Source organism: Brevibacillus halotolerans (assembly GCF_026891775.1).
Taxonomy (GTDB): Bacteria; Bacillota; Bacilli; order Brevibacillales; family Brevibacillaceae; genus Brevibacillus_B; species Brevibacillus_B halotolerans.
Map to the genome: position 1 here is coordinate 192,852 of NZ_JAPTNK010000008.1, position 23,170 is coordinate 216,021.

Sequence of the window (23,170 nt, forward strand, 5' to 3'; positions counted from 1 at the left end):
GCAGGAGAGTTTTTTTATATGATTATTCCATTATCTTTTTAAATTGGCCCATATTCTCTGTGATGGCAGTTTCCGTAGGGAGACGTTCCATACTGGATGCCTCGAAGAACCGGACAACACCTGTCGTATGTGTTAAGACATAAGTGGCATCCTCTGGCGTAGCAATCGGACCACCATGACATAAAACAATAATATCGGGGTTAAGAGGAACCTTCTTACAATATGATCGGAAAGTATACTTCTCTAAAATTTATTCTGTTATGTTGAGAGCATCAGGTTTACAATATAAGAAGAATAGCAATCATACTAGCAGGTATAAAGCAGGAATAGTACAAGGGGGATTTTAAGCACATGACTATGCATAAAGCTCTGACTATCGCGGGTTCAGATTCAAGCGGTGGAGCAGGAATTCAGGCAGACTTAAAAACATTTCAGGAACGCAATGTTTATGGAATGACTTCTATTACAGCATTGGTAGCTATGGATGAAAACTGGGCCCATCTCGTTTATCCGCAACCTCTTGAAGCGATTGAGGCCCAATTGGAAACAACTATGCATTATGTGGGTGTAGATGCCCTGAAGACAGGGATGCTGGCAACAAAAGAAGTAATTGAGCTGGCTGCCCGCAAAATTGCTGAATATAATGTAACGAAGGTTGTTGTTGACCCGGTAATGATTTGCAAAGGGGAAGACACTGTTCTCCTAGATGAGCAAGCTATTAAAGCGATGCGAGAAGAGTTAATCCCAAGAGCAATGGTGGTAACACCTAACTTGCCCGAAGCTGCATTTCTTAGTGGTTTAAAGATTAATACGGTTGAAGATATGAAAGCGGCGGCGAAGAAAATCCATGAGATGGGAGCCAAATATGTCTTGATCAAAGGCGGCGGTCGTCTTGAGGATAGCCAAGCGGTAGATCTTTTGTTTGACGGGGAGTCATTCGAAATCTTAGAAACAGAAAAATTCGATACCACATTTACTCATGGGGCAGGCTGCACATATTCTGCTGCAATTACTGCTGAATTGGCAAAAGGAGCGGAAGTAAAGGATGCTGTTAAAACAGCGAAGGCTTTCATTACAGAAGCGATTCGCCAAGCATTCCCGTTAAACCAACATGTGGGACCAACATGCCATTCTGCTTACCGTGCTGTAGAAGGTAAATAAATCAATTCTGATAAAATAAGCGCTGTCTAAAGGAATGAGACAGGCTTATTTTTTTGTGAGTTTCCTTACTTTTCAGTAAATATTGTCCAATTTATTAAATCTTTGCAAAAGGAAGCACATTTGACATACCCCACTAGCCCTTTCGAGTCATGCTGTGTTATAGCGACATATTTATCATAATAATGGCGTGAGTGGATGACTGCGCTTACCATACCCCAAAAAGGAGGGGACTTATGCGGCGACATACAGCTTTCAGGATAGGTAGTTATATTTGCTTGGTTCTGATGCTGGCCTGTTTGGTAGCTAGTGGTTTCATCATACGACCGGCGCAAGCTGAGGAGATGAAAAATGAGTTACAACAACTGATTGATCAGGCTAAGACGGATACGATTCTCAAAGTGCCAGCAGGAGAATACAGTGGTCCTATCCTGATCACTAAGCCGATTCATGTAGAGGCAGAGGGTACCGTAACTGTACGTAGCCAAGGGGATGCTCCCGTAGTCACCTTGAAAAGTAACCAAGCAAGTCTGCGTGGTCTTACTTTATTAGATGAGCGTCAAGGTGCAGAGACTGCTACGCTAGTAATGGAAGGCAGCCGAAATGTAGTAAAAGAGCTCACGATTGAAACAAAGGGAACAGGTCTTCAGCTACGAAACGGTGAGCATAACCAGATCATTGGTAACAAGATCAAAGGATTGTTGGCGGGAAAAGCTATTCCTACTGGTTTAAATGAAACACGCAGTCCAGGAAAAAAGGGAAATGGAATTGACTTGAAAGAGGCCAACAACAATACCATTATGGGGAATTTGGTTGAAAATATGTTTGACGGTATCTATGTAGAGACCAGTCACAACAACCGTGTGGAGAAAAACATGGTCTACGATTCCCGTTATGGTTATCATCTCATGTTTAGTAATGATGTTACCTTGATACACAATCAGGGCGATCGGAATGTAACTGGCGGTATGGTCATGGGCTCGGACAATGCAATCGTTACAGATAACCGATTCACCAAGCAAAATGAGAGCGTTAACTCGCAAGGTATCCTGCTGTTTGATGTGCAAAAGGCAAGAGTGGAACGTAATTACGTAGAAGGAAACCGCGTTGGGCTTTATGTAGAAGCGGCAGAAAAGAATGAAATTTCCTATAATCAAATATTGCAAAATTACATCGGTTTGCAATTGAAAGAATCGAAAGACAATTCATTTACTGGCAATCATTTTATTGGAAACGTAACTCAGGCAGAGGCTCAAGGCAGTACAGATAACCTTTTGCAGATGAATTATTGGGACAGTGCTCAAAGCGTAGATTTGCAAGGGGATGGTAAGAGCGATTTGGCCTACCGTATTAATCCATTTTTCTTTGCTTTAACAGATCAAGTAGAGGCATTCCAGATTTTCTTTCAATCACCGGGCCTATTATTTTTAGAGAGCATGTTTGATGATCATTCTGGCGCATTTTTGCATGATCCACAGCCTTTGATGACGCCAATCGAGCAACAAAACCAAGCACCTACAACTCATTCGCCGATAATCCTTGTGATTAGTGCGATTATGTTTTTAGGAAGCATTTATTTTATCTATTTAATGGGGGTTCGTACAAAATGAAAAAAACACATATGATTTGGGCAAGCATTGCATTGGTTTCAGCTTTAATGACAGGCTGTGGAGGACAGTCAGCACAGCCGGTGGCGATTAATGAAAGCGTTGATAAATGCGATATCTGCAACATGCAAATCGCTGATGATCATAATGCAACGGAAATCATTTTAAAGGATGGAAAAGCACTAAAATTTGATGACATCGGCGATCTGTTTGCTTGGATTAAAAAGAACGGAACTGAAAAAATTGACGTGAAATTCGTGCGTGATTACCACACGAAAGAGTGGATGAATCTAAACGATGCTACTTTTACTTACGATAAAGAATTTAAAACACCAATGGCTTACGGAGTGTACTCTTTTAAAGATAAGCAATCTGCGGAAGCGTTCGTAAAAGAACAAGGTAAAGGCCAAATCCTAACAGCCGATCAGCTTAACAGCCATAATTGGGAAATGAATATGGATCAAATGGAGCATCACGGTGATAAGAAGCATCACGGTGATATGGAGCATAAAGAGGGAGACAAGGCTGGCGAACATTCACAACAACATGATGCAGGTAAAACTGAGGGGCATTCAACACAACAACATGATGCAGGTAAAACTGAGGGGCATTCAACACAGCAGCATGATGCAGGTAAAAGCGCAGGCGAACACAATGGTTCTACTCCATCTACTGAAACACAGGCTAGTGGAGCAGGGCACTAGGACGATTTGTTAAAGCGCACTTGCCCGAGGGACTACAGATAGAGGAAGTGTTGATATGCAAGCTATCCATATCGCCAAGCGGGAAATACAGATTGGATTTCGCAATCCGTGGGCCTATTCATTCTTAGCCCTATTCTCGCTATTTAGCCTAGCTTTGTTGTTGATTCAAGCCCAAGCCTACATGGAGGGGTATACCCATACGACAGGAGCTATGCTTAATTTAATCTTATATTTATTACCACTGATGACGTTGCTGCTTGGTTCCTTTTCTATTACTTCGGAAAAGGAAGAAGGAAGCTGGCAGTTACTTTCTACGTATCCGCTCTCTACATCCGCGTTTCTTGGTGGGAAATATCTGGGGCTAGCTGCTGTTTTAATTGCGATTATCAGTTTTGGATATGGCCTATCTGGATTGGTAGGAGCTTTGTTTGGCAAAGGCTTTACGCTTTCACTGTTACTGTTTTTCTTCCTTTTTTCTATCTTATTAATCTTGCTGTTTTTAGGGATTGCCGTATGGATTGGAACCTTCTGTCAGAATCGTTGGCAGGCTTTAACGGTTGGTGTTAGCATTTGGTTCTTGTTTATTTTAGCTTGGCCTACCCTATTGATCTCCGTTTTGGGCTGGTTGCCTTATCAAGCAATTAAGCCTGCGGTGCAAATTTTAACCATATTAAATCCAGCCGAATTAGTTCGTATTTTTATGGTCATTAAAATGGGGGGCGGCTCTATTTTTGGTCCCGAGTACTACCAATGGGTAGACTGGTTAAAGACCAGTATGGGTACGACTTTGTTCGCTGTTTTTTGCCTGCTTTGGGTGGTATTGATGATGGCTGGATCTATCTTGGCCTGGGAAAGAAGGCGATACCGTGGGTAGCAGATCTGAAGCAGTAAATAAAGTGGTAGATACGCATGATGTAAAATCTAGTGCATCGAAAAAGGAACGTTTACTTATTAAGGGTGTGAGTAAACGGATCCAACAGCAAACATTAGTTGAACCATTTGAGCTTTCGATGGATGCTGGTGAGATCGTGGCATTATGTGGCGGCAATGGAGCGGGGAAGAGTACTATTTTACGGATGATCGTAGGCATTACACAGCCGTCTGAAGGTAACATTACTGTAAATGGCATGAGCTGGAAGGAAAATCGCACTGAGTATTCTAACCAGATCGGCTATATGCCCGATCAGTTCAACTTCGGTAATGGACTGACAGCTTGGGAGACTTTACAATTTTATGCTTCCTTGCGTAAAATTAATGTGACAAGAACCGAAGAAGTGCTCGAATTAGTTGGCCTTACGGATGTACAAGACAAACGTGTCAGCACGTTCTCAAAAGGAATGCAGCAGCGCTTGTTATTTGCGCAGGCTATATTGGCAAAGCCAGCCTTGGTGGTCCTAGACGAGCCTACCAACGGACTTGATCCTTATTGGATGGAAGAGTTTGTCCAGTTAGTTCAACAAATTAAGCGAGAAGGAAGTAGTGTTATTTTTTCTACGCATCAGCTTAATATTGCGGAACTGGCGTGTGATCGAGCTATCTTTTTACAAAAAGGACGCATTATACAGCAAGGAAGTGTAGAGCACTTTCAACAAAAATACGGAACTCTCGGTTTACAAGGAGCGTTCGCAGAAATCTTTCCATTTGGACAACGTGCGGGGCAGGAGATAAAACTAAGCTAGTCACACTTTGCCAGCGAAAGAGTACTGAAGGGATGAAAGGGTTGAAAGTGATGGGAAATCCCCAAAACAGGAAAGGAAGCCTGCTTTCCCTCTTCATTCTCATCCTATGCGTATTAGCGCTAGTTGGGTGTGAACCAAGAGGGCCTAAACCAGATATAACAGCAGAATTTAGCAGTGAACCAGCACCTCCTAAGGTAGGAGAGCAAACGATTTTAACTGCCAAATTGGGTGGGCTTGAGAATTATGATGAGGTGTATGTCGATATCGAATTAAAATTGGAGGGGCAACGTACACGCGAGCTAGTGAAAGCTAAGCAGGGAGAGAAGGCGGTATATGCGGCCAAGCAAAAGTTCTCTAAACCTGGCACGTACGATGTGACTGTCCATGTCTATACACCCCAACTGCACGAAACAGTCATGAAGAAGATTACAGTGGAATAAGACTGACAGTGTTAGAAGGAAATCAAGAATAGAGATAAAGGGAGAAGGGAAGGCGATGGAAGCCCTCCCTTTTTTATTGCTGAAAGATTACAGAATTACAACTAATATGTTTTAACAGTTGGGGCCTGATACGTTTCAAACTGATCCAGTAAAGCCTTGGCATCTGAATCCACGATGCTCATGGAGCGATACTTTGCCTGTAAGAACTGCTCTGTTACCATGTGGTCAAATAGAGCGAGTAGCGGATCATAGTAGTGATTAATATTGAGAAGACCCAGAGGCTTTTGATGGATTCCAATTTGGGCCCAAGTAAAGATTTCGAAAAATTCCTCTAACGTACCAGGACCCCCTGGTAACGCAATAAATCCATCTGCTAGTTCTGCCATTTTGGCTTTTCTCTCATGCATGGAATCCACAATGAAAAGCTTTGTTACATGCTGATGAGAGATTTCCCGTTCTATGAGCAGCTTAGGCATGACGCCGATTACCTCGCCGCCCTCCTCTAACACTGTGTCAGCGACTGTGCCCATAATTCCAACGCTTGCCCCGCCGTAAACCAATGAAATGCCTCGTTTAGCCAATTCTTTACCTAATTGGACAGCCCCTTCCCGATAAGCCGATGATGCTCCATTACTTGAACCACAGAAAACAGCTAGACGTTTCAATGCAAGTACCTCCATTCAGTTCGTACCAATTGTGTAGGGTTGTATTGTCATGTAACATTATATAGAATTTTTAGATAAACGTAAGCAATAGTTTGAGTAAGGAGGCTGCTAGATTGAACATCGTAGAATTTCAAAAATGGGTCAAGGATTATTATGAACAAAGAGGATGGTCGGAGTTAGATATTTTTATTCGCATCGGTTTTCTGGCAGAAGAAATGGGCGAGGTAGCAAGGGCGATCAGAGCTCTGGAAATTGGGAGAGATCGGCCGGATGAAAAGATAGGAACCATGATAGAAAAAAAACAAGAGTTAACAGAAGAACTAGGGGATGTGCTTGGGAACCTCATCGTCATTGCGAACAATTATGATATTGCCCTTGAAGAGATTTTTCAATCTCATCGTGAGAAACTGCAAAAACGTTATGCACAGCATGAGAAATCCTAAGCGTATTTTCCGCTACATATTTTGGGCTTGCTAGCTCCTATGGGCTGGTAAAGCCTATTTTTTTAATCCGCCTTCATGCTATCTTATCCTACCTTTTATCTTTTATCTAAAAAAGGTACCTCAGTTGTTAAGAAAGTAAATTATGCTGGGTGTAGTGATTTATTTCACATTAAATCTACTAGATGTCAACTATAATACAACTAGATTGATAATGATTATCGTTTCGGATTGAAATACAGCTCTATAGGAACATAGCTTTAAGGACGAGGTGATAGGTAATGGTACTTGCAGATGTTAAAGCGGGGATTTCCGCTAGAATCGTAGATATTACTCAAGTGAGCGCTCTAGTGAGGCGGCGCTTAATCGATTTGGACATTATGGAAGGAACGGTTGTCCGCATAAAAAAAATACTGCCATTTGGCGGTCCATATACATTGGAAGCAGGAGGTCAAATTATCGGGATTAGACGAAATGAAGCCAAACAGATAAAGGTCGTGTGTGAATGATTACGATTGCTCTTGCAGGTAACCCAAATACGGGGAAGACCACACTATTTAACATCCTGACCGGCTCATATGAATACGTAGGAAACTGGCCCGGTGTAACTGTTGAGAAAAAGATAGGCTTGCTCCGTAACAAACAAGGTCGGCTGATTGATTTACCAGGAATCTATTCATTGAATCCTCTGTCCAAGGACGAGGGTGTGGCCACTCAATATTTAGTAGATCACCATCCGGACGTGCTTTTAAATATTGTAGATGCCTCGCAATTAGAACGGAATCTGTATTTAACCGTACAGCTATTGGAATACGGAGCACCAATGGTGATTGGACTAAATATGACAGATGTTGCAAAAGCTAGAGGCTTTGCCATTGATGAGACAAAGCTAGCTGAGAAGCTCCAATGCTCTGTCCTGCCGATTGTTGCCCGTACAGGGGCTGGATGCCAGCAGCTAGCTGATAGCTTTAGTCAAGTAGTCCAAAAGCCAAATCGTCCGTTTCATGTAAATTATGGAGAAGTACTTGAGGAAACAATTACTACGCTTGTGGAATTATTGCCGGCAAGCTTGGAACAGCTACCTCCGAAACGTTGGTTAGCTCTGCAATTTTTAGAAGGCAACCAATTAGTGTCTGATTTGTTGGAGAAATATGTATCAAGAGCCCGATTAGAAGAGATTTACAAGCAAGCCGAAGCCAACATCAAAAAAATGGAGAGTTTCCAAAACTGTACACTCCAGCAATATATACGCAAAGTGCGCAGTACCCTTATTCATGACATGATCTCTAGTTGCAGGGAGCAGGTAAGACAGGTGGAGAAAACCTGGACGGATCGCATTGACTCCTTTTTAACACATAAATTTTTAGGCTTGCCTATCTTTTTATTGTTTATGTATCTCACCTTTAAATTAACATTTGAATGGATTGGGGCGCCGATATCTGATGCCTTCGATGATTTCCTGGGAGGGCCATTTACAGATTGGCTACGAGCTGCCTTGGAGGGAGTCGGAGTTTCTGAATTCTTGCAAGCGGCTCTACTAGATGGTGTTGTTGCCGGAGTCGGAGGCGTGCTTGTTTTTATTCCGCAGATTTTTGTATTATTTTTCCTCATCTCCCTTATCGAGGACTCTGGCTATATGGCACGGGTTGCCATGGTCATGGATAAAATTATGGAGATGATTGGGTTAAACGGAAAAGCTTTTATTCCCATGATTATCGGTTTTGGCTGTAATGTACCGGGAGTCATGGCGGCACGTTCAATTGAACAGCCCAAGGAACGACTTTTAACCATTTTGTTAACACCTCTTATGTCGTGTTCGGCTCGCTTACCGATCTATAGTTTATTTGTTGGAACGTTCTTTGTAGCTAATCAAGCCATTATTGTCTTGTCTATCTATGTATTAGGTATTGTTTTATCGCTCTTATTAGCAAAATTATTTTCTTCTACTGTATTAAAGCAGGAAGGCTCTATGTTTATTATTGAGCTACCTCCTTATCGGATACCACAAGGACGTACCTTATTTCGTAGCACGTGGGAAAAAGGAAAGGGATTCATTCGAAAAGCGGGAACCTTCATTTTTGGAGGATCGATTGTCATTTGGTTCCTGAGCTATGCTGGTCCAGCAGGGCTTGATGTAGAGCTTAACGATAGCTTCCTTGCGATGATTGGCGGAGGATTGGCGCCACTGCTAATACCGCTTGGCTTTGGAACGTGGCAAGCGGGGGCTGCCCTCATTACGGGCTTCTTAGCAAAAGAAGTAGTAGTGTCTACGATGAATATTATTTATGCAGCACCAGATGATCATACACTACAGGCTGTCATTCAAACACATTACTCCTCTTTAAGCGCTTATAGTTTTATGGTTTTCGTTCTCTTGTATGTTCCATGCTTGGCAACAGTAGCTGTGATTAAAAAGGAAACAGGTTCTACTAAATGGACATGGTTCTCTGTGCTTTATGGACTTGGTATTGCCTATGTAGTATCGTTCATTATCTATCAGGTAGGGACATTGCTCGGATTTTAGATAATGAAAGAAGCCACAGAAGGGATGGACAATGATGCTTAACATGATACTTAATATTGTGATTGGAACGTTCATTTTTGGTTATGCAGCGTGGACCTTGTGGCGATATGTTCAGAAGAGTAAAAAGGGGAAATGTGCAGGATGCAGTCAGGAGAAAAAATGCTCATCCGCGTGCTGTTCGCCTGATTCAATCCAACAGAAGCATACTCCAAGGTAGATCATAAAAAATTTGATGATTTTATAGAAAAAAGCTGGAAGCTCATTACAAGGAGCCCAGCTTTTTGTTGTTTTTATTATTCTATTTCTCAGAAAAATATTTCACTAGTTACTATATTTTGCCGATATTTGTAAAGAGGATACAAAAAAGGGGGGGAAAGGGCGTTGGTTCAAGTACATATGGATCTTAGTTTAGAGGGAAGAGTGCTGGCGGAGGATATCTATAACGCATATGGTGTGCTTCTTTTATCCAAAGGCACCGTGTTAACCTCCAAAGAAATCGCTAAATTAAAAGGAAATGGCTTTCAGTCGGTTAACGTAAAAGAGATCCCACACAATCAAGAGGACGATCGTTACCTACGTAAGCAATTTCAGCAAATTTCGGCTAATAAGCACTTGGTTGAAACCTATATGAATGCCACGCAAACCTTAAAGAGCTTATATACCTCTGTTACACACCAGTACATGCCGCCCATCCATGAATTTGAACAACTATATGAAACATTACGTGACCAAGTGATAAGCCAAAGGGATTTGTTTCGCTCATTGTATCTACTAGAAGGGTCAGAAAATTACACGTATCGACATTCTATTAATGTTGGCATTTTATCGGCTATCATTGCTAATCTGGTTGGCATGCCCCAAGAAGAAGTAGAGATGATGGGGGTTGCTGGTTTATTACATGATATTGGGAAAATGCTGGTTCCGTCAAAAATCGTAATGAAGCCAGATCGGCTGACGGAGGACGAATTTGAAATCATGAAGCTTCACACGGTGTACGGGCATGATTTGTTCCAGAAATCCGGGGAATTTCCTGACGTTTTTGCTCAAATTGCTCTGCTGCACCATGAAAGAATGGATGGCAGTGGATATCCTGAGCAACGTATAGGCGATGAAATCCCCTTATCCTGTCAAATCGTAGCCATCGCTGATATGTTTGACGCAATTTGCTCTGATCGAATTTATAAAGAACGTACATCACCGTTTGAAGCAGCTCAATTACTATGGAACGATGCATGCACTGGAAAATTAAATCCCAAAATTGTCTCTACCTTTATGCAGTCGATTATCTCGATGTATATCGGAAGTCGTGCCCTGCTTAGTAATGGTGACGAGGTAGAAATTGTCCTCATAAATGCAGACGAGCCCATGCGACCACTAGTGCGAAAAGGAACAGAATATTTCGATTTAAGAAACAAGCGAGATCTACATTTACAAAAAATGATTTTGTAAGTGGGAATCTTCCATCATCGAAAAATCCTAAACCGAATGAAGACCCGTCTGCTTTTTCAGGAGTCGGGTTTTTTGCTGGAGGTAACAGCGGCTGAATCAGCGTTCATCCATAATTATTTACAATAAAAAGAGTGCAATACGTGTGATATCCAGCGTGCAGACGAATCGAGAAAGCTTGTCGTACCGAGCATACGCTTCTCAATACGCTAGCCCAAAATAATAGCAATATGACGATTGCTTTCATATATTTTACCAAGGGAAACACTGTTGTCGTTACCTAAAAAAACTGGTTTATTCCAAAAAGGAGTGTTCTCAATGTTAGAGGAGCGTTATGAAAGGTTTGCCATTATTGTTTTAATGATTGTTTGCTGCTTTGTTGGACTATAACTAGCAAAAAACGACTGAATGATGATGTCAAAATCAGTCGTTTGTTACTAGTTTTTGATCAGATTTTTCAACAAAATAATACGTTTTACCCAAGTTTTACATCAATCGACTTATTTTTTCATACTAGATGAAACTATTTGTTAAAAAGAGAGTCTCATTTATATAGAAATTTATTTATATATTTCGCAATTATTTCGTAGGAAGGAATTTATAAATTATGCGCAAAGGTATACTTTTTCTCACGTGTCTGATTATGCTGATGTTCGTCTCAGATCGAAATTCCTACGCGAATCCACCGAGTATCAGGCTAGGTGATGATGTCCTAATCTCGAAATATCATCATCTTATTGATGGGAAAAGGATTGGGTTGGTTACCAACCAAACGGGAATAAATAGTCAGGGACAAAGCATCATAGATGTTCTGGCCAAATATCATAATGCCACCTTAGCGGCTCTATTTGGTCCAGAGCATGGAATTGATGGGCAGGCTCGGGCTGGTGCCTATGTGGAATCTTATATACATAAAGATTGGAATATTCCCGTCTATAGTTTATATGGTAAAACTAGAAAACCAACCGCCAATATGCTAAAAAATGTTGATGTTTTGGTATTTGATTTGCAAGATATCGGAGCGAGAAGCTACACGTATATATCCACGTTACATGATGTGATGGAAGCGGCTCGTGAACATAAAAAGCCGCTAATTGTTCTGGATCGTCCTAATCCGTTAGGTGGAAAAATTGTGGATGGTCCAGTCCAAACACCTCCTTATCTAAGTTTTGTTGGTGTGGACGAGCTACCATTGGCACATGGAATGACGATAGGGGAGCTAGCACAGTTTTTTAATAGAAAAATGGGTGTTCATCTTACCATTATCCCCATGGATTACTATGCAAGAGGGATGATTTTTCAGGATACAGGCCTTAAATGGGTGAAAAGCTCTCCGCAGGTTCCTAACCTAGCTTCTGTCTTTGGTTATCTAGCAACAGGGCTTGGAGAGGGAATCGGCTTACAGCATAGCGATAACTTTAAATGGGTAGGCGCAGAGGGAATCCAAGCTAACCAGCTTGCTAAGATGTTAAATGATGCAGATTTACCGGGGGTTGTGTTTGTTCCTGAGACCAAAGGGTTTGCTGGTGGTGTTCGTTTGCAAATTATCGATTACCATGCTTTTAATCCGGCACGCACAGGGATGTATGTCTTGGCATACGCTAACCAACTAACCTCATCTGTTATGAAAAATCAAGATAAACGGTTCAATTCAGAGCAATTTGACAAAATAATGGGAAGCAGCGAACTTCGAAAAGCTTTAGCGCGTAAGGCTTCGCCAGAAGAACTCGAAGCATTGTACGCTCCAATGGTTAATTCCTTTAAAATGGAACGCTTGCCTTATTTAATTTACGAGGATATTGGCAAGGAGTATATGGGAGCAATTGTGGATTCAGGTAAAAAGGTAACAGTGGAACCAAAACCGGATACAACGAGTCCAGAACCAATCCCAGAACCAAAGCCAAAACCAGAGTCAAAACCAGAACCGAATACAACGAAACCGGTGACAAAGCCTAACCCAAAACCTGATGTAACGACACCAGTACCAGGTACAGAAACAAAACCAAATCCGAATCCGAATCCAACAACATCAGGACAAAAACCGGACACGACAGCAACGAAACCGGTATCCTCTCAAAAGGTAGCACATCTTACCTTTGATGATGGACCATCTAATGTTACGGTCCAAATTCTGGATGTTTTGAAGCAACACAATATTAAGGCAACATTCTTTGTTTTAGGGCGCAATGTTAAAGGAAATGAAGCAATTTTACGCAGAATGCTAGCAGAAGGACATACCATTGGTAACCATACGCATTCCCATGATTACAATAAAATTTATAAAAATCCGCAAGCATTCTTTACTGATCTAAAACAATCCGAAGCAGAAATCCAAAAAATCACAGGGGAAAAACCAACCATGATTCGTTTCCCTGGTGGTAGTAATAATGGTGTTAGTAAGAAAGCGCAAGATACCACAATCTATGGAGCCAACAAATGGGTCATGAATGATATTGTGAAAGAAGTGAAAAATCAAGGATATACCTACTTTGATTGGAATGTTAGCTCCGGTGATGCTAGATCGAATAGCTATACCCCTCAAGAAGTCATCAGAAATGTGAAGAATGGCAGTGCAAACAAACATGAGGTGGTTATCCTGATGCATGATACCAAGGCAAAAGAAAGCACATTGAAAGCTTTGCCACAGGTCATTGCTGATTTGAAGAAGCAAGGATTTACATTCGAGGCTCTACAACCAACAAGTAAGACCGTTCAATTTTTAAAATAAACCATCCGAAAAAACTCTAGGATCGATGTGAAAACATCCCTAGGGTTTTTCTATCTTTAAAAAGGAAAAAAACGGCTGAAACGTGAACATGAATGTATTTATAACGGAAAAATGTGGTTATCTAACAAGTTATACTCATACTTACCGGCTTGTTTACCGAAATAAGAAATAGGGATATTATTTTCGGGGAATAGGGAGTGTCTTGATGGATAAGTCTTCTGTAATAGGAATTATTCTTGGGTTTGTGGCTGTCTTTGTTGGGATGGTCTTAAAGGGAGCCAGTATTAGTTCTCTAGTTAACCCTGCTGCTTTTCTAATCATTATTGCTGGAACGGTTGCTACTATTTTTGTAGGCTTCCCTATGGTAGAAGTAAAAAGGATTCCCAAAATCATGAAAGTCCTTTTTACCAATCAACAGGAAGCGGATAAGCGTGAACTGATAAGCCAATTCATGACGTGGGCAGGTATTGCCAGACGTGAAGGGTTGCTAGCTTTGGAAAATACAGCTGATGAGATTCAGGACCCGTTTTTACGCAATGGCATGAAGATGATTATTGATGGTGGAGAGCCTGAATTTGTTCGCGATGTACTTGATGAAGAAATCAGTGCTATGGAAGAACGTCATCATAGCGGTGCGCTTATCTTTACCCAAGCAGGTACATATGCTCCAACGCTAGGGGTTCTAGGTGCGGTTATTGGTTTGATCGCGGCCTTGGGGAATCTTGCTGACGTAGAGGCATTAGGACACTCTATCGCGGCTGCCTTCGTAGCAACCTTGCTAGGTATTTTCACAGGTTACGTTATATGGCATCCCTTTGCTAACAAATTGAAACGTAAATCACAACGAGAAGTTGAAGTAAAACGTATTATGATTGAAGGATTACTATCCATTCAGGCGGGGGTTTCTCCGACTGCTATCGAGCAAAAACTACTGGTTTACATCCCAGTTGTTGAACGCCAAGCAGTGAAAGAGGGATCTAGCGAGGAGGGAGTCGGCGTTAATGGCTAAACGCAAAAAGAAGCATGAAGAGCATATTGATGAAACATGGCTCATTCCTTATTCGGATTTGCTAACCTTGCTATTAGCCCTCTTTATCGTATTGTTTGCGGCTAGTTCCGTAGATGCTAAGAAGTTTAGCCAATTAGCTGGATCGTTTAATGCAGCTCTGAATGGTGGAGTCAGTGTACTAGATTTTCCTTCACCGGTTGAGCCAATCAACTCAGAAGAGCAATCCCTTATGAAGCCTGGGGGAAATGAGCAGGTTGTTGACAAGACCAAGTATGAACAACAAATGAAATATCTACAGGAAACAGAGAAGCTTGACCAGCTAAAAAAACAGTTGGATAGTTATTTGAAAGAGAATAATCTTACAGGCAAATTGCACACGAAGGTCACCGATGAAGGATTGCTAATTACAATTATGGACAACGCCCTTTTTGCATCAGGCAGTGCAAAGGTGAAACCGGAAGCAAGGAATTTGGCATCTGAGATTTCTAAGCTGTTAGAGCCAGATGGAAGACGAGTAACAGTGTCTGGTCATACGGATAATGTACCAATCAGAAACAGTCGATTTGAATCTAACTGGCATCTCAGTTCTGCGCGTGCTATGAATTTTATGACCATCCTATTGGAAAACAAAAAGCTAGATCCAAGTAAGTTTAGCACACGTGCATTTGGTGAATTCCAGCCAGTAGCTTCCAATAAGACGAATGACGGTCGCGCAACGAACCGTCGTGTAGAAGTAGCGATTCTGCGTAATTTCGAGAAAAACAGTCAAATAACAAAATAAGCTCGTATCGGAATTCAATATGAGTTTGTTAAAAAAGGCCGGTTTATGACGGCCTTTTTTATTTGGTCATGTGATGCAAAGCTAGGTGGGTAAAAAATCTTGAATCCCTAAACCTTTTTGAATAACCTTTTATGGAATTTTATGAATACGGATAGCAATCTTCTGCTATTCTATAAAACATGAAGAGTTTACCATTCAATGATGTAATGAATATGGTTCCACTGATAGGGGAGGAGTTATGAACAGTATTTGGTGGTTGCTACTCATTCTATTCATAATTGGCATGCTTTATCATCTCTATCAGATACGCCATGATAAGAAGAGTACATTTGCAAAAGAAGCCCTGTTTCTATTTTACTTAATAAGCTCGTTGCAGCTATTGATCTTTCTTCTATTTGCTGTGCTGCACTAGCTAGAGAGCCCGGAGTAAATGAGATAGGCAGAGGCCAGAAAGATAAGAATAGCTGCCAGTTTATTAATAACAAGCATGATTCGACCAGTATTATCTACCTTGCCTAGCATCCTACCTGCCCACGCTAGAGATAAGAACCACATCCACGAAATAAGTATACATGCCACCGTAAAGGCCACTTTCTCATGACCAGTATAGGCTGTTGAACTGGTTCCAATTACACCAATCGTATCCATAATGGCATGCGGATTTAAAAGTGAGACAGATGCTGCGAACATGACCTGCTTTCGCCACGTAAAAGAAGCATGGGTAGTCACGTTCGCCGTGATGGTCGTTGATCTCCAAGTCATATACCCCAAGTATAGCAAGAAGCAAGCTCCCACTACTACTAAAGCCGTTTTTAACCATACAATTTTCCACAATAGCATGGATACTCCTAAAACTGCGAGTAAGGTCAGAATTGTATCGCAAATACTAGCTGTAATAATCGAAGGTAGGGCTCGGGTAAACTTCTTATGGGCGGCTCCTTGATTAAAAATAAAGATGTTTTGTACGCCTAAGGGTAAGATTAGTCCAAATGCTAGCACCATGCCATGTAACCAAGCGAGTACCATAATGATCACCTCTTTTTCTTTATTTGTATCTTACCTGGAGGAATTTCTACTGTCTGCATCCAATTGGTTGGTTAATCACCCAACCAAGTTTAGATTTCTACTTGAACGCAGGGAGGAAGCATGTGAAGAAAAAAAGGAAACCAAGTATGGTAATAGGCTTGGGAGAATGGAGGCCGAAACGGGATGACCCGATCCCTCTTTATCGCCAAATTGCGTCGTATATACGCGAAAAAATTAGTGCTGGTGAATGGCCAGTGGGTTATAAAATTCCGCCGGAGCGTACGCTAGCTGTTACCTTTAAAGTGAATCGCAGCACAGTGGTTGCAGCGGTTCAGGAATTGACTGCGGAGGGCTTAATTCAGGGGAGAAGTGGAAGCGGCACGATAGTCGTGCAACAGCCAGATCCATTTCCTACGCTTCACTGGCCTAGCTATGTGAATGCTGGTATGTTTCATCCTAACCTTCCTACCATTCAAGAGATTAATCGACTAGAATTCGTACCAAACATGATACGCTTAGGAACGGGAGAGCCATCTAGCGATCTATATCCTCATGCCAACATGAAACAGGTACTAGCTCAGGTGGCTGAAAAAATTCCTTCCCTTGGCTATGAAGAACCCAAAGGGCTGTACAAGCTCCGCAGGGAGGTCAGCAGACATTTAGCGAAAAAGGGTATAAATGTACCACCCTCATGTATTTTGATCGTCTCAGGGGCTTTACAGGGGCTACAATTAATTTCATTAGGCTTGATGAACCCTGGAGCAACCATGTTGATGGAAAAGCCCTCATATTTATATTCATTAAATCTATTACCATCTGCGGGTATCCGAATGAAAGGGATTGAACTGGATGCACAAGGAATATCCCAGCGGGCTCTACTAGCAGGGATCCAGCAGCAGACGGCGCAGATGCTGTATACGATTCCTACTTTTCAGAATCCAACTGGTAAGGTATTAAGTGAGAGTGGCAGAGAGCAGTTGCTGAAGCTGTGCCAACAAGAGCGCATCGCTTTAATAGAAGACGATGTGTATTCGGATTTGTGGTTGGATGAAGAGCCGCCTTTACCGATTAAGGCGTTAGACCAAAAAGGGACTGTACTGTATGTAGGCAGTATGTCTAAAACGATCAGCCCCGGTTTGCGCATCGGATGGCTGGTGGCACCAGAAACAGTGATAGACCGTTTGGCTGACTTAAAGATGCAGACGGATTATGGAGCCAGCTCCCTCTCACAATGGACTGTGTATGAGTGGCTAGCAAGCGGATTGTACGAACAGCATTTACTTTATGTGAGAGAGCAGCTTCGAGCTAGAAGAGATTTTATGCTAGCTTTACTCGAACGATATTTTAATGATCTAGCTACCTGGTCTATTCCAGCAGGGGGGTTTTATATCTGGCTTTGCTTTTTACATGAGAAGATATCCATGCGTTCCTTGTTTAAAAGAGCCCAGCAGCAATCCATCCTATTAAATCCAGGTAATCTATATGATCCCCTGGATGATACCCATTTACGGCTCTCTTACTCGTATGCTAGCTACGAACAATTGGAATTCGGGATGAAGCAGTTGGCTCAAATCGTCAGGAACTTGGTGGAATGCCCACGAGGATGTTGCGACAATTACAAAAAACAGCTATAGTGATTACTGATACACTGGGCTTTCGTCTGTAGAAAGGAACATGTAGAATGTCAAATGATCTACGCATCTGTGATGAGTGCAAAGGATACAACGCCGAAGAATTCGCGGAACGGTTAAAAGAGATGGTTCCGGATGCGAAGGTAGAAATCGGCTGTCAAAATATGTGCGGTCATTGCTTAAAGCGAGCTTTTATTTATGCAAATGGACGTTGGTTTATTGGGAATAATGAAGAAGAACTAGTAAAAAAAATGCAACCGCACATTAAAAGGAAACAATAGACCGATTGCTGTTCTCGGTCATTCTCCAAACAAAAAGACAAAATCTCTGCTTACAAGCAAGCGGTGATTTTGTCTTTTTTTCTACAAACTATGCTGTTTTCATTACCTGTCGCCATTCTAATAACATTTGATCAGAATAGAAGTAAAAAGCGGCTAACAGTCCGGCTAGCACTAGATAAGCAAGTAACACCTTCCAACGCGTAGCAGCGCTTGCTTCATAGTAACCAGCCTGGTGTTCCAGTTCTTTATTCATGTCAGCTAGCTTTAATTCCGTACTGGATATGGTGTGTTGTAAAATTCCCTGCTCAGCTTGGAACGTATCCTGCTCTGTTGTGGGAATATGATCCTCAGCATTTGCAGTGTGTTCAGAAACGGCCTGAGCCTCTGTAGCTGATGCAGTAGTATCGGAATATTGATTCCACGCATTCCGATATTGCTCTTGCTCGTGAGCGACCAATAACTCCCAGCGTTTTATGATAAATTGGCGATCAAACTGGAGCTTCTTATAAGCCAATTTTTTCTCTTCCTGAAACAAAGGAAAAGTAAAGGGCTTTTTTGGCTGAGCTTTTTGCGTTTGCAGGTATAAACGTTGTAGATCGTATCTTTCCTGCGATGTAGGAGGCTCAACGATCCAACGCGAAAGCTCCTGATGAAGCTGCTCCCATTTATCACGTTCATATTGAAGCTGTTTATGTTTGTAATCGCTGGTAAGATGCGACCACCAAGAAAACATCCCAAAGATGAAAATTAGCACGAGCATAGGACTTGGTGAAAAGAAGATAAAAGCTCCTAAAATAAGTAAACCTAAAAACCAAATATTAGGGGACAAAACTCCTACGATACGGCCTCCATCTAGTGGAGAAACCGGAAGTAAATTAAATAGGTTAAGAATCGCTCCCAAATGAATGACTAATGCCCATAATGGGTCTTCTGTATAGATATATAGTGGGATGGCGGGCAAAAACGAAAGTAATCCGGCGAGTGGACCCCCATAGGCTAGAAATGCTTCTGTTGTTGCATCGCGCGGCATTTCTTTTAACTGAATGAAAGCTCCAACAAAAGGAATAAACATGGGCAAGCCTGTATTAATTCCTTTGATCCGCGCGGCAATTACGTGTCCTAATTCATGAATAAAAACCAAGTAGATAAGGGCGACTGCAAATTTCCATCCAAATACAACAGCATAAAAATAAAGAGCAACCCCCATGCTGATAATGGTTCCTGTAAATTTAAATCCTTTCAAAAAGAGAAAAATAAATTTAAACTTTGTCAGTAAAAACAGCCCAATCGCTACTAAAATCGAACGATTTGCATTTTTTGATTTGGCGGACATGATTTGAATTCCTCCTGGAAATACGTGGTTTCTTTACTAATACGATTCAACATACAGAATGGTTTCCTAAGGTTGCAAACCCGGATTCGTAAACATAAAGCCGTATTCTCCTAACTGCTCATCATATGATAAGGTGCCTCCATCAAAATACCAAAAATCACTGGGGCGAATCACGAAGCGCAGACCTGCTACTTCATAGAGGGCATCATCGGATTGAAGCTGATCCTTTTCTACAGCATAAAACAACCCCCCAGTACCTGGTCCAGAGGTTCTAACATACAGACGAATGGTTTCACCAGGGATAAACCCAGCATATTTTTGATATGCCTTTGAAAATTCAGGCGTTATTGTTAATTGAAGTTTCATGAAATCGTTTCCTTTCTGGTATTCAGTTGCTTTTGTTATTGTAGCATAAAAAACCAGCACCTTTCCTTGTTAGGAGGAGATGCTGGCTTTTATCTTAATCGGTGTGATAGCTTACGTCTTTATCCAAATGGGTAAACATGTCCTTTTTCTTCCGAAGCTGTTGTTTTTCCAGTAGCTCACGGTTTTCACGGGTATTCCAGCCAATGTCATTGGTGGGATGTACCCATTCTGGACCAGCCATGATAGCAGGGTCGACATCGCGGGACCAATTGTTTATCGGAGAATCGGCGGAATTATAGGCGCTATCCCCAATCATAATCCCGTATTGGTTAACAAAGGGAGCCTGCATGCTAATGTGTGCCTGCTTAAAGTCAGGCGCATTGATTTGATGCGGCAGTGTTTGATCAACAGCAAGTGGATTCCTATCTGCTGGAGGCTTGCTTTTCATAAAAAACCTCCTTTATGACAACGTATTGTACCCTGCAAATTAGCGGTTTTCTTTCATCCGTTCTTGGGGCTCAGCATTAATTGAACCATTAGAGCGCACAGCCTCGGATCGTGATTTTGGACCTTGTATATCTGCGGTTTTTCCGAAGTCCTTTGATTTGTTTCGCACCATGTGAATCCCTCCAATGATTTTCTCGCTTGTAGTATGACCTAAAATGGTACAATAAATAAGAGATAAAGTTGGAAAGGTTGGTAGTCACTATGGCAAAAAAACGTGGGAATCGTACACAAAATCAAACGAAACCGGCACAGGATGCTTTGGCTTCGGATAAATCAGGAAATAGCTTAAAGGATTTGCTAGGCGAAAATGCTTTAGGTAAGTTAAAGCAAATGGAAAAGGAATTGAAGGAAGGAAAAGAAAAGCAGGCACGCGAAGAAGCGGAAAAACGCCGCAAAGAATTAGAGGAACGAGAGAAAAATAAAAGCTTTGGTGAGCTTTTAGCGGATTACGAAAAAAAAGGGGGCAGTAAGTACTCTTGAAACCAGAAGACCGACGACCAGACACCTCTAAAAATGGGATGATGAAAAAAAATACCCTAAAGGTGCGGGAAGAATCGATACGTGAGCGAGGACGCTCTATAGTAGATAGACTAAATGCTCGAAAAATGCGGTCAGAAGATCATAATAAATAGCACCTGTTTTAAGGAAGAAAAAGGCCCGCACATTCGCGGGCCTTTTCATTATATTCGCATTAGCCAAAAATAATATGGCTTGGTTTTTGTGTTGGTGCTTCTTGTGTCGTCTCTGGAAGTACGTTTGGATAGAATTTTTTCACGGCTTCATTTCCAGATGCCGGAGCTACTTCTTGTGTTGGCAACATGGCTGGGTAGAACTTTTGAATAGTATTTGCTGCTGGCTGATCGGCTTGAGGTGCTACAGGTAACATAGCAGGGAAAAACTTGCTGAAGTTTGAATCCGTTACGTTGCTTTGTTGTTGAGTAGTTGGCAGAATTGCTGGAAAATACTTTTCGATCGATTTGTCCACTACGGGATCAGCTACTGTCTGAGCTGTGTTAGCAGGTAGTTTGAACAAATAATTTGCTTCTGCAGCAAATGCAGAGCTTACCATCAGTAATGATCCTACGGCAGCTACTCCTAGAGTCAACATAGCTTTTTTCATGTTAGTCCCTCTTTTCATGTCTCTCTTTTTAGTTTGACTGGTCAGTATAAATATCTATACATTTTTCATTTTAGTTAATTTATCCAATTTGTAAAGGGGTTTTATAAAAATTAAAATAGTCTGTCAATTTATATAAAAAAACAGGCTGAAACCCTGAAGGGATCCAGCCTGTTACGTGGTTTATTTCGTACTTTCTCTTCCGATTATTCGTAACGCAATGCTTCAATTGGATCAAGCTTGGCTGCTTTGTTTGCCGGATAGATTCCAAAGAAGATCCCGATTGCACTAGAGAAGCCAAATGCGATCAGAATACTATCCCAGGATGTAACAGGAGGCATGCCTGCAAATGAGATAATAATCGAAGCTAACCCAAGTCCAAGACCTACCCCTACACCGCCACCAATTAAGCAGACAATAATGGATTCGATCAAAAATTGGGTCAGGATATCCCGTTTTTTGGCACCTAGGGCTTTTCGAATCCCGATTTCGCGTGTGCGCTCCGTTACGGAGACGAGCATGATGTTCATTACCCCGATACCGCCCACTAAAAGAGAAATTCCGGCGATAACCGAGAAGACCATTGTAAGCATGTCAAGCATCTTCGTGATCTCTTTTAGATCATCGGCGCTGTTTTTTACCGTGTAATGATCGGTATGCTTATGTACACGATTTAGATATTGCTTGGTAAAGTCCATCGCGGCTTGAATCGTAGCATTTGATTTGGCTTGAATATGGAACATGTTTACCGTTGCTTTTTCGTTATGATTAAGATAGGTTCGTGCCGGCATGTACACCAGATCCTGCATGCCGCCGCCCATTAAGCCCTGCATATCATTTTTTAGAATCCCAATGACCACAAAGGAGGCATCTGACATGTAAATCCGATTTCCTACAGCATTTCCCTGAGGAAACAATTTATCTGCTAAGCCCTTGTCTAATACCACAACATCTCGCTGTTCTTTATCGTCATCTCTGGTGTAGAAACGACCCTTCTCAATCTTATAGCTCGAATTTACCTCTAATAAGTTGGCCGTTGTCCCATATACTTGAGCACTGATATCCTTTTTCTTATCCTTGATGGTTCCGCTACCGTAGATTTGAGCCATGACATTTTGAACGTAAGGATTAATTCTTTCCAGGGTAACGGCATCATCAATGGTCAAATCATCATCCTTGACAGGTTCTTCGGTCTCCCAGCTTACCATCGCGGTAAACTTTGCATCGGCTACATTTCCGAACTGACTTGTCATCATTTCTTTTCCGCCCTTACCCATTGTCATAATGGCAATGACGGAAGCGATGCCGATAATAATTCCTAGCATGGTTAAAATGGAACGCAGTTTATTGGACCAAATACCATCTATAGCAATGCGAAAGCTTTCGATGAGGTTCATGTAGCGAACACCTCGTTTTCATCTGCGACAGCAAAGAGTCGTTCTTTTACTTTTTCATCCTTCATAATGACACCATCTTTAAAGACAACAATACGTTCTGCGTGCTGAGCGGTATCCAATTCATGCGTGACAAGAATAATGGTAACTCCCTGTGCGTGCAATTCTTGGAAAATGGCCATAACCTCTCTAGTAGAACGGCTGTCCAGGTTTCCCGTTGGTTCATCCGCTAGCAAAATCGCCGGGCGATTCACGAGAGAACGGGCGATGGCTACACGTTGCTTTTGACCGCCGGACATCATAGGCGGCTTGTGTTCCATACGCTCTTTTAGAC

The 23,170-nt window shown here is 41.8% G+C and carries 29 protein-coding genes; 19 read left to right on the top strand and 10 right to left on the bottom strand.

Annotated elements, in window-relative coordinates; genetic code table 11:
• Positions 1–22: 22 nt before the first annotated feature.
• The gene (locus O0550_RS12565; protein WP_396125766.1) at positions 23–250 is read right to left on the bottom strand and encodes a phosphoenolpyruvate hydrolase family protein; all 228 of its coding nucleotides are present in this window, start codon (positions 248–250) and stop codon (positions 23–25) included.
• 101 nt (positions 251–351) lie between these two features.
• Between O0550_RS12565 and pdxK the strand changes: the two genes are divergently transcribed.
• The 6 genes from pdxK to O0550_RS12595 all read left to right on the top strand — a co-directional run bounded on the left by pdxK (position 352) and on the right by O0550_RS12595 (position 5,588).
• Positions 352–1,161 carry a pyridoxine/pyridoxal/pyridoxamine kinase gene (gene pdxK, locus O0550_RS12570; RefSeq protein WP_003335527.1) on the top strand — a complete coding sequence of 270 codons (810 nt, stop codon included), beginning with the start codon at positions 352–354 and terminating at the stop codon, positions 1,159–1,161.
• Between the two features lie 233 nt (positions 1,162–1,394).
• A complete protein-coding gene (locus tag O0550_RS12575; protein WP_258426464.1) occupies positions 1,395–2,768 on the top strand; it encodes a right-handed parallel beta-helix repeat-containing protein in 1,374 nt (457 codons plus the stop codon).
• On the top strand, positions 2,765–3,469 hold the full coding sequence (locus O0550_RS12580) for a nitrous oxide reductase accessory protein NosL (RefSeq protein ID WP_258426465.1): 705 nt from the start codon (positions 2,765–2,767) through the stop codon (positions 3,467–3,469). Before O0550_RS12575 ends, O0550_RS12580 begins: the two co-directional genes overlap by 4 nt.
• Positions 3,470–3,524: 55 nt before the next feature.
• Positions 3,525–4,343, top strand: coding sequence for an ABC transporter permease (locus O0550_RS12585; protein ID WP_003345017.1), 819 nt, complete (start codon positions 3,525–3,527; stop codon positions 4,341–4,343).
• Complete coding sequence (locus O0550_RS12590; protein WP_258426466.1) at positions 4,336–5,148, top strand: ABC transporter ATP-binding protein; 813 nt, start codon at positions 4,336–4,338, stop codon at positions 5,146–5,148. The genes O0550_RS12585 and O0550_RS12590 overlap by 8 nt, the downstream gene beginning before the upstream one ends.
• Positions 5,149–5,180: 32 nt before the next feature.
• Complete coding sequence (locus O0550_RS12595; protein ID WP_233882622.1) at positions 5,181–5,588, top strand: FixH family protein; 408 nt, start codon at positions 5,181–5,183, stop codon at positions 5,586–5,588.
• Between the two features lie 101 nt (positions 5,589–5,689).
• On the opposite strand, the gene O0550_RS12600 is transcribed toward O0550_RS12595, so the two are convergent.
• Positions 5,690–6,253: an LOG family protein gene (locus O0550_RS12600; protein WP_096888133.1), complete on the bottom strand. Its 564-nt coding sequence runs from the start codon at positions 6,251–6,253 to the stop codon at positions 5,690–5,692.
• A gap of 113 nt (positions 6,254–6,366) precedes the next feature.
• Between O0550_RS12600 and O0550_RS12605 the strand changes: the two genes are divergently transcribed.
• From O0550_RS12605 to O0550_RS12645, 9 genes are all read left to right on the top strand, one after another.
• The gene (locus O0550_RS12605; RefSeq protein WP_258426467.1) at positions 6,367–6,696 is read left to right on the top strand and encodes a MazG nucleotide pyrophosphohydrolase domain-containing protein; all 330 of its coding nucleotides are present in this window, start codon (positions 6,367–6,369) and stop codon (positions 6,694–6,696) included.
• Positions 6,697–6,974: 278 nt separating this feature from the next.
• On the top strand, positions 6,975–7,202 hold the full coding sequence (locus O0550_RS12610) for a FeoA family protein (protein ID WP_003335518.1): 228 nt from the start codon (positions 6,975–6,977) through the stop codon (positions 7,200–7,202).
• Positions 7,199–9,217 carry a ferrous iron transport protein B gene (feoB, locus tag O0550_RS12615; protein WP_258426468.1) on the top strand — a complete coding sequence of 673 codons (2,019 nt, stop codon included), beginning with the start codon at positions 7,199–7,201 and terminating at the stop codon, positions 9,215–9,217. The genes O0550_RS12610 and feoB overlap by 4 nt, the downstream gene beginning before the upstream one ends.
• 43 nt (positions 9,218–9,260) lie before the next feature.
• Positions 9,261–9,434, top strand: a complete 174-nt coding sequence (locus O0550_RS12620) for a FeoB-associated Cys-rich membrane protein (protein ID WP_081476755.1) — start codon at positions 9,261–9,263, stop codon at positions 9,432–9,434.
• A gap of 164 nt (positions 9,435–9,598) precedes the next feature.
• Entirely contained in the window at positions 9,599–10,666 is a 1,068-nt protein-coding gene (locus O0550_RS12625) for an HD-GYP domain-containing protein (protein ID WP_050816542.1), read from the top strand.
• 604 nt (positions 10,667–11,270) lie between these two features.
• Complete coding sequence (locus O0550_RS12630) at positions 11,271–13,391, top strand: exo-beta-N-acetylmuramidase NamZ domain-containing protein (RefSeq protein WP_258426469.1); 2,121 nt, start codon at positions 11,271–11,273, stop codon at positions 13,389–13,391.
• Positions 13,392–13,596: 205 nt separating this feature from the next.
• Positions 13,597–14,400: a flagellar motor stator protein MotA gene (gene motA / locus O0550_RS12635; protein ID WP_003344997.1), complete on the top strand. Its 804-nt coding sequence runs from the start codon at positions 13,597–13,599 to the stop codon at positions 14,398–14,400.
• The gene (gene motB / locus O0550_RS12640; protein ID WP_003344995.1) at positions 14,393–15,181 is read left to right on the top strand and encodes a flagellar motor protein MotB; all 789 of its coding nucleotides are present in this window, start codon (positions 14,393–14,395) and stop codon (positions 15,179–15,181) included. Before motA ends, motB begins: the two co-directional genes overlap by 8 nt.
• Positions 15,182–15,419: 238 nt before the next feature.
• Positions 15,420–15,593: a hypothetical protein gene (locus O0550_RS12645; protein ID WP_022586282.1), complete on the top strand. Its 174-nt coding sequence runs from the start codon at positions 15,420–15,422 to the stop codon at positions 15,591–15,593.
• Here O0550_RS12645 and O0550_RS12650 read toward each other — a convergent pair.
• A complete protein-coding gene (locus tag O0550_RS12650) occupies positions 15,590–16,207 on the bottom strand; it encodes a LysE/ArgO family amino acid transporter (RefSeq protein WP_258426470.1) in 618 nt (205 codons plus the stop codon). The two genes, O0550_RS12645 and O0550_RS12650, sit on opposite strands and share 4 nt — an antisense overlap.
• A gap of 122 nt (positions 16,208–16,329) precedes the next feature.
• On the opposite strand from O0550_RS12650, the gene O0550_RS12655 reads away from it, so the two are divergent.
• Together O0550_RS12655 and O0550_RS12660 are read left to right on the top strand one after the other, a co-directional pair.
• Positions 16,330–17,841 (top strand): aminotransferase-like domain-containing protein, encoded by a 1,512-nt coding sequence (locus O0550_RS12655; RefSeq protein ID WP_258426471.1) that lies wholly within the window; start codon positions 16,330–16,332, stop codon positions 17,839–17,841.
• Between the two features lie 47 nt (positions 17,842–17,888).
• Positions 17,889–18,119, top strand: coding sequence for a DUF1450 domain-containing protein (locus O0550_RS12660; protein ID WP_003344989.1), 231 nt, complete (start codon positions 17,889–17,891; stop codon positions 18,117–18,119).
• Between the two features lie 88 nt (positions 18,120–18,207).
• On the opposite strand, the gene O0550_RS12665 is transcribed toward O0550_RS12660, so the two are convergent.
• From O0550_RS12665 to sspK, 4 genes are all read right to left on the bottom strand, one after another.
• Positions 18,208–19,452, bottom strand: coding sequence for a site-2 protease family protein (locus O0550_RS12665; RefSeq protein WP_258426472.1), 1,245 nt, complete (start codon positions 19,450–19,452; stop codon positions 18,208–18,210).
• 66 nt (positions 19,453–19,518) lie between these two features.
• Entirely contained in the window at positions 19,519–19,818 is a 300-nt protein-coding gene (locus O0550_RS12670) for an iron-sulfur cluster biosynthesis family protein (protein ID WP_003335504.1), read from the bottom strand.
• A gap of 94 nt (positions 19,819–19,912) precedes the next feature.
• Entirely contained in the window at positions 19,913–20,266 is a 354-nt protein-coding gene (locus O0550_RS12675; RefSeq protein WP_003335503.1) for a DUF3905 domain-containing protein, read from the bottom strand.
• A 39-nt stretch (positions 20,267–20,305) separates the two neighbouring features.
• Positions 20,306–20,437 (bottom strand): small acid-soluble spore protein K, encoded by a 132-nt coding sequence (gene sspK, locus O0550_RS12680; protein WP_022586277.1) that lies wholly within the window; start codon positions 20,435–20,437, stop codon positions 20,306–20,308.
• 89 nt (positions 20,438–20,526) lie between these two features.
• Here sspK and O0550_RS12685 point away from each other — a divergent pair, with 89 nt between their 5' ends.
• Complete coding sequence (locus O0550_RS12685) at positions 20,527–20,805, top strand: DUF3886 domain-containing protein (protein WP_003344982.1); 279 nt, start codon at positions 20,527–20,529, stop codon at positions 20,803–20,805.
• Complete coding sequence (locus tag O0550_RS12690; protein WP_003344980.1) at positions 20,802–20,957, top strand: hypothetical protein; 156 nt, start codon at positions 20,802–20,804, stop codon at positions 20,955–20,957. The genes O0550_RS12685 and O0550_RS12690 overlap by 4 nt, the downstream gene beginning before the upstream one ends.
• A gap of 59 nt (positions 20,958–21,016) precedes the next feature.
• Here the strand turns inward: O0550_RS12690 and O0550_RS12695 are convergent, their stop codons facing one another.
• The 3 genes from O0550_RS12695 to O0550_RS12705 form a co-directional block, all read right to left on the bottom strand.
• Positions 21,017–21,445, bottom strand: a complete 429-nt coding sequence (locus O0550_RS12695) for a hypothetical protein (protein WP_035319078.1) — start codon at positions 21,443–21,445, stop codon at positions 21,017–21,019.
• A gap of 203 nt (positions 21,446–21,648) precedes the next feature.
• Complete coding sequence (locus tag O0550_RS12700) at positions 21,649–22,839, bottom strand: ABC transporter permease (protein ID WP_258426473.1); 1,191 nt, start codon at positions 22,837–22,839, stop codon at positions 21,649–21,651.
• The coding region (locus O0550_RS12705; protein WP_258426474.1) for an ATP-binding cassette domain-containing protein at positions 22,836–23,170 on the bottom strand (335 nt) is incomplete at its 5' end. The genes O0550_RS12700 and O0550_RS12705, both read right to left, overlap by 4 nt.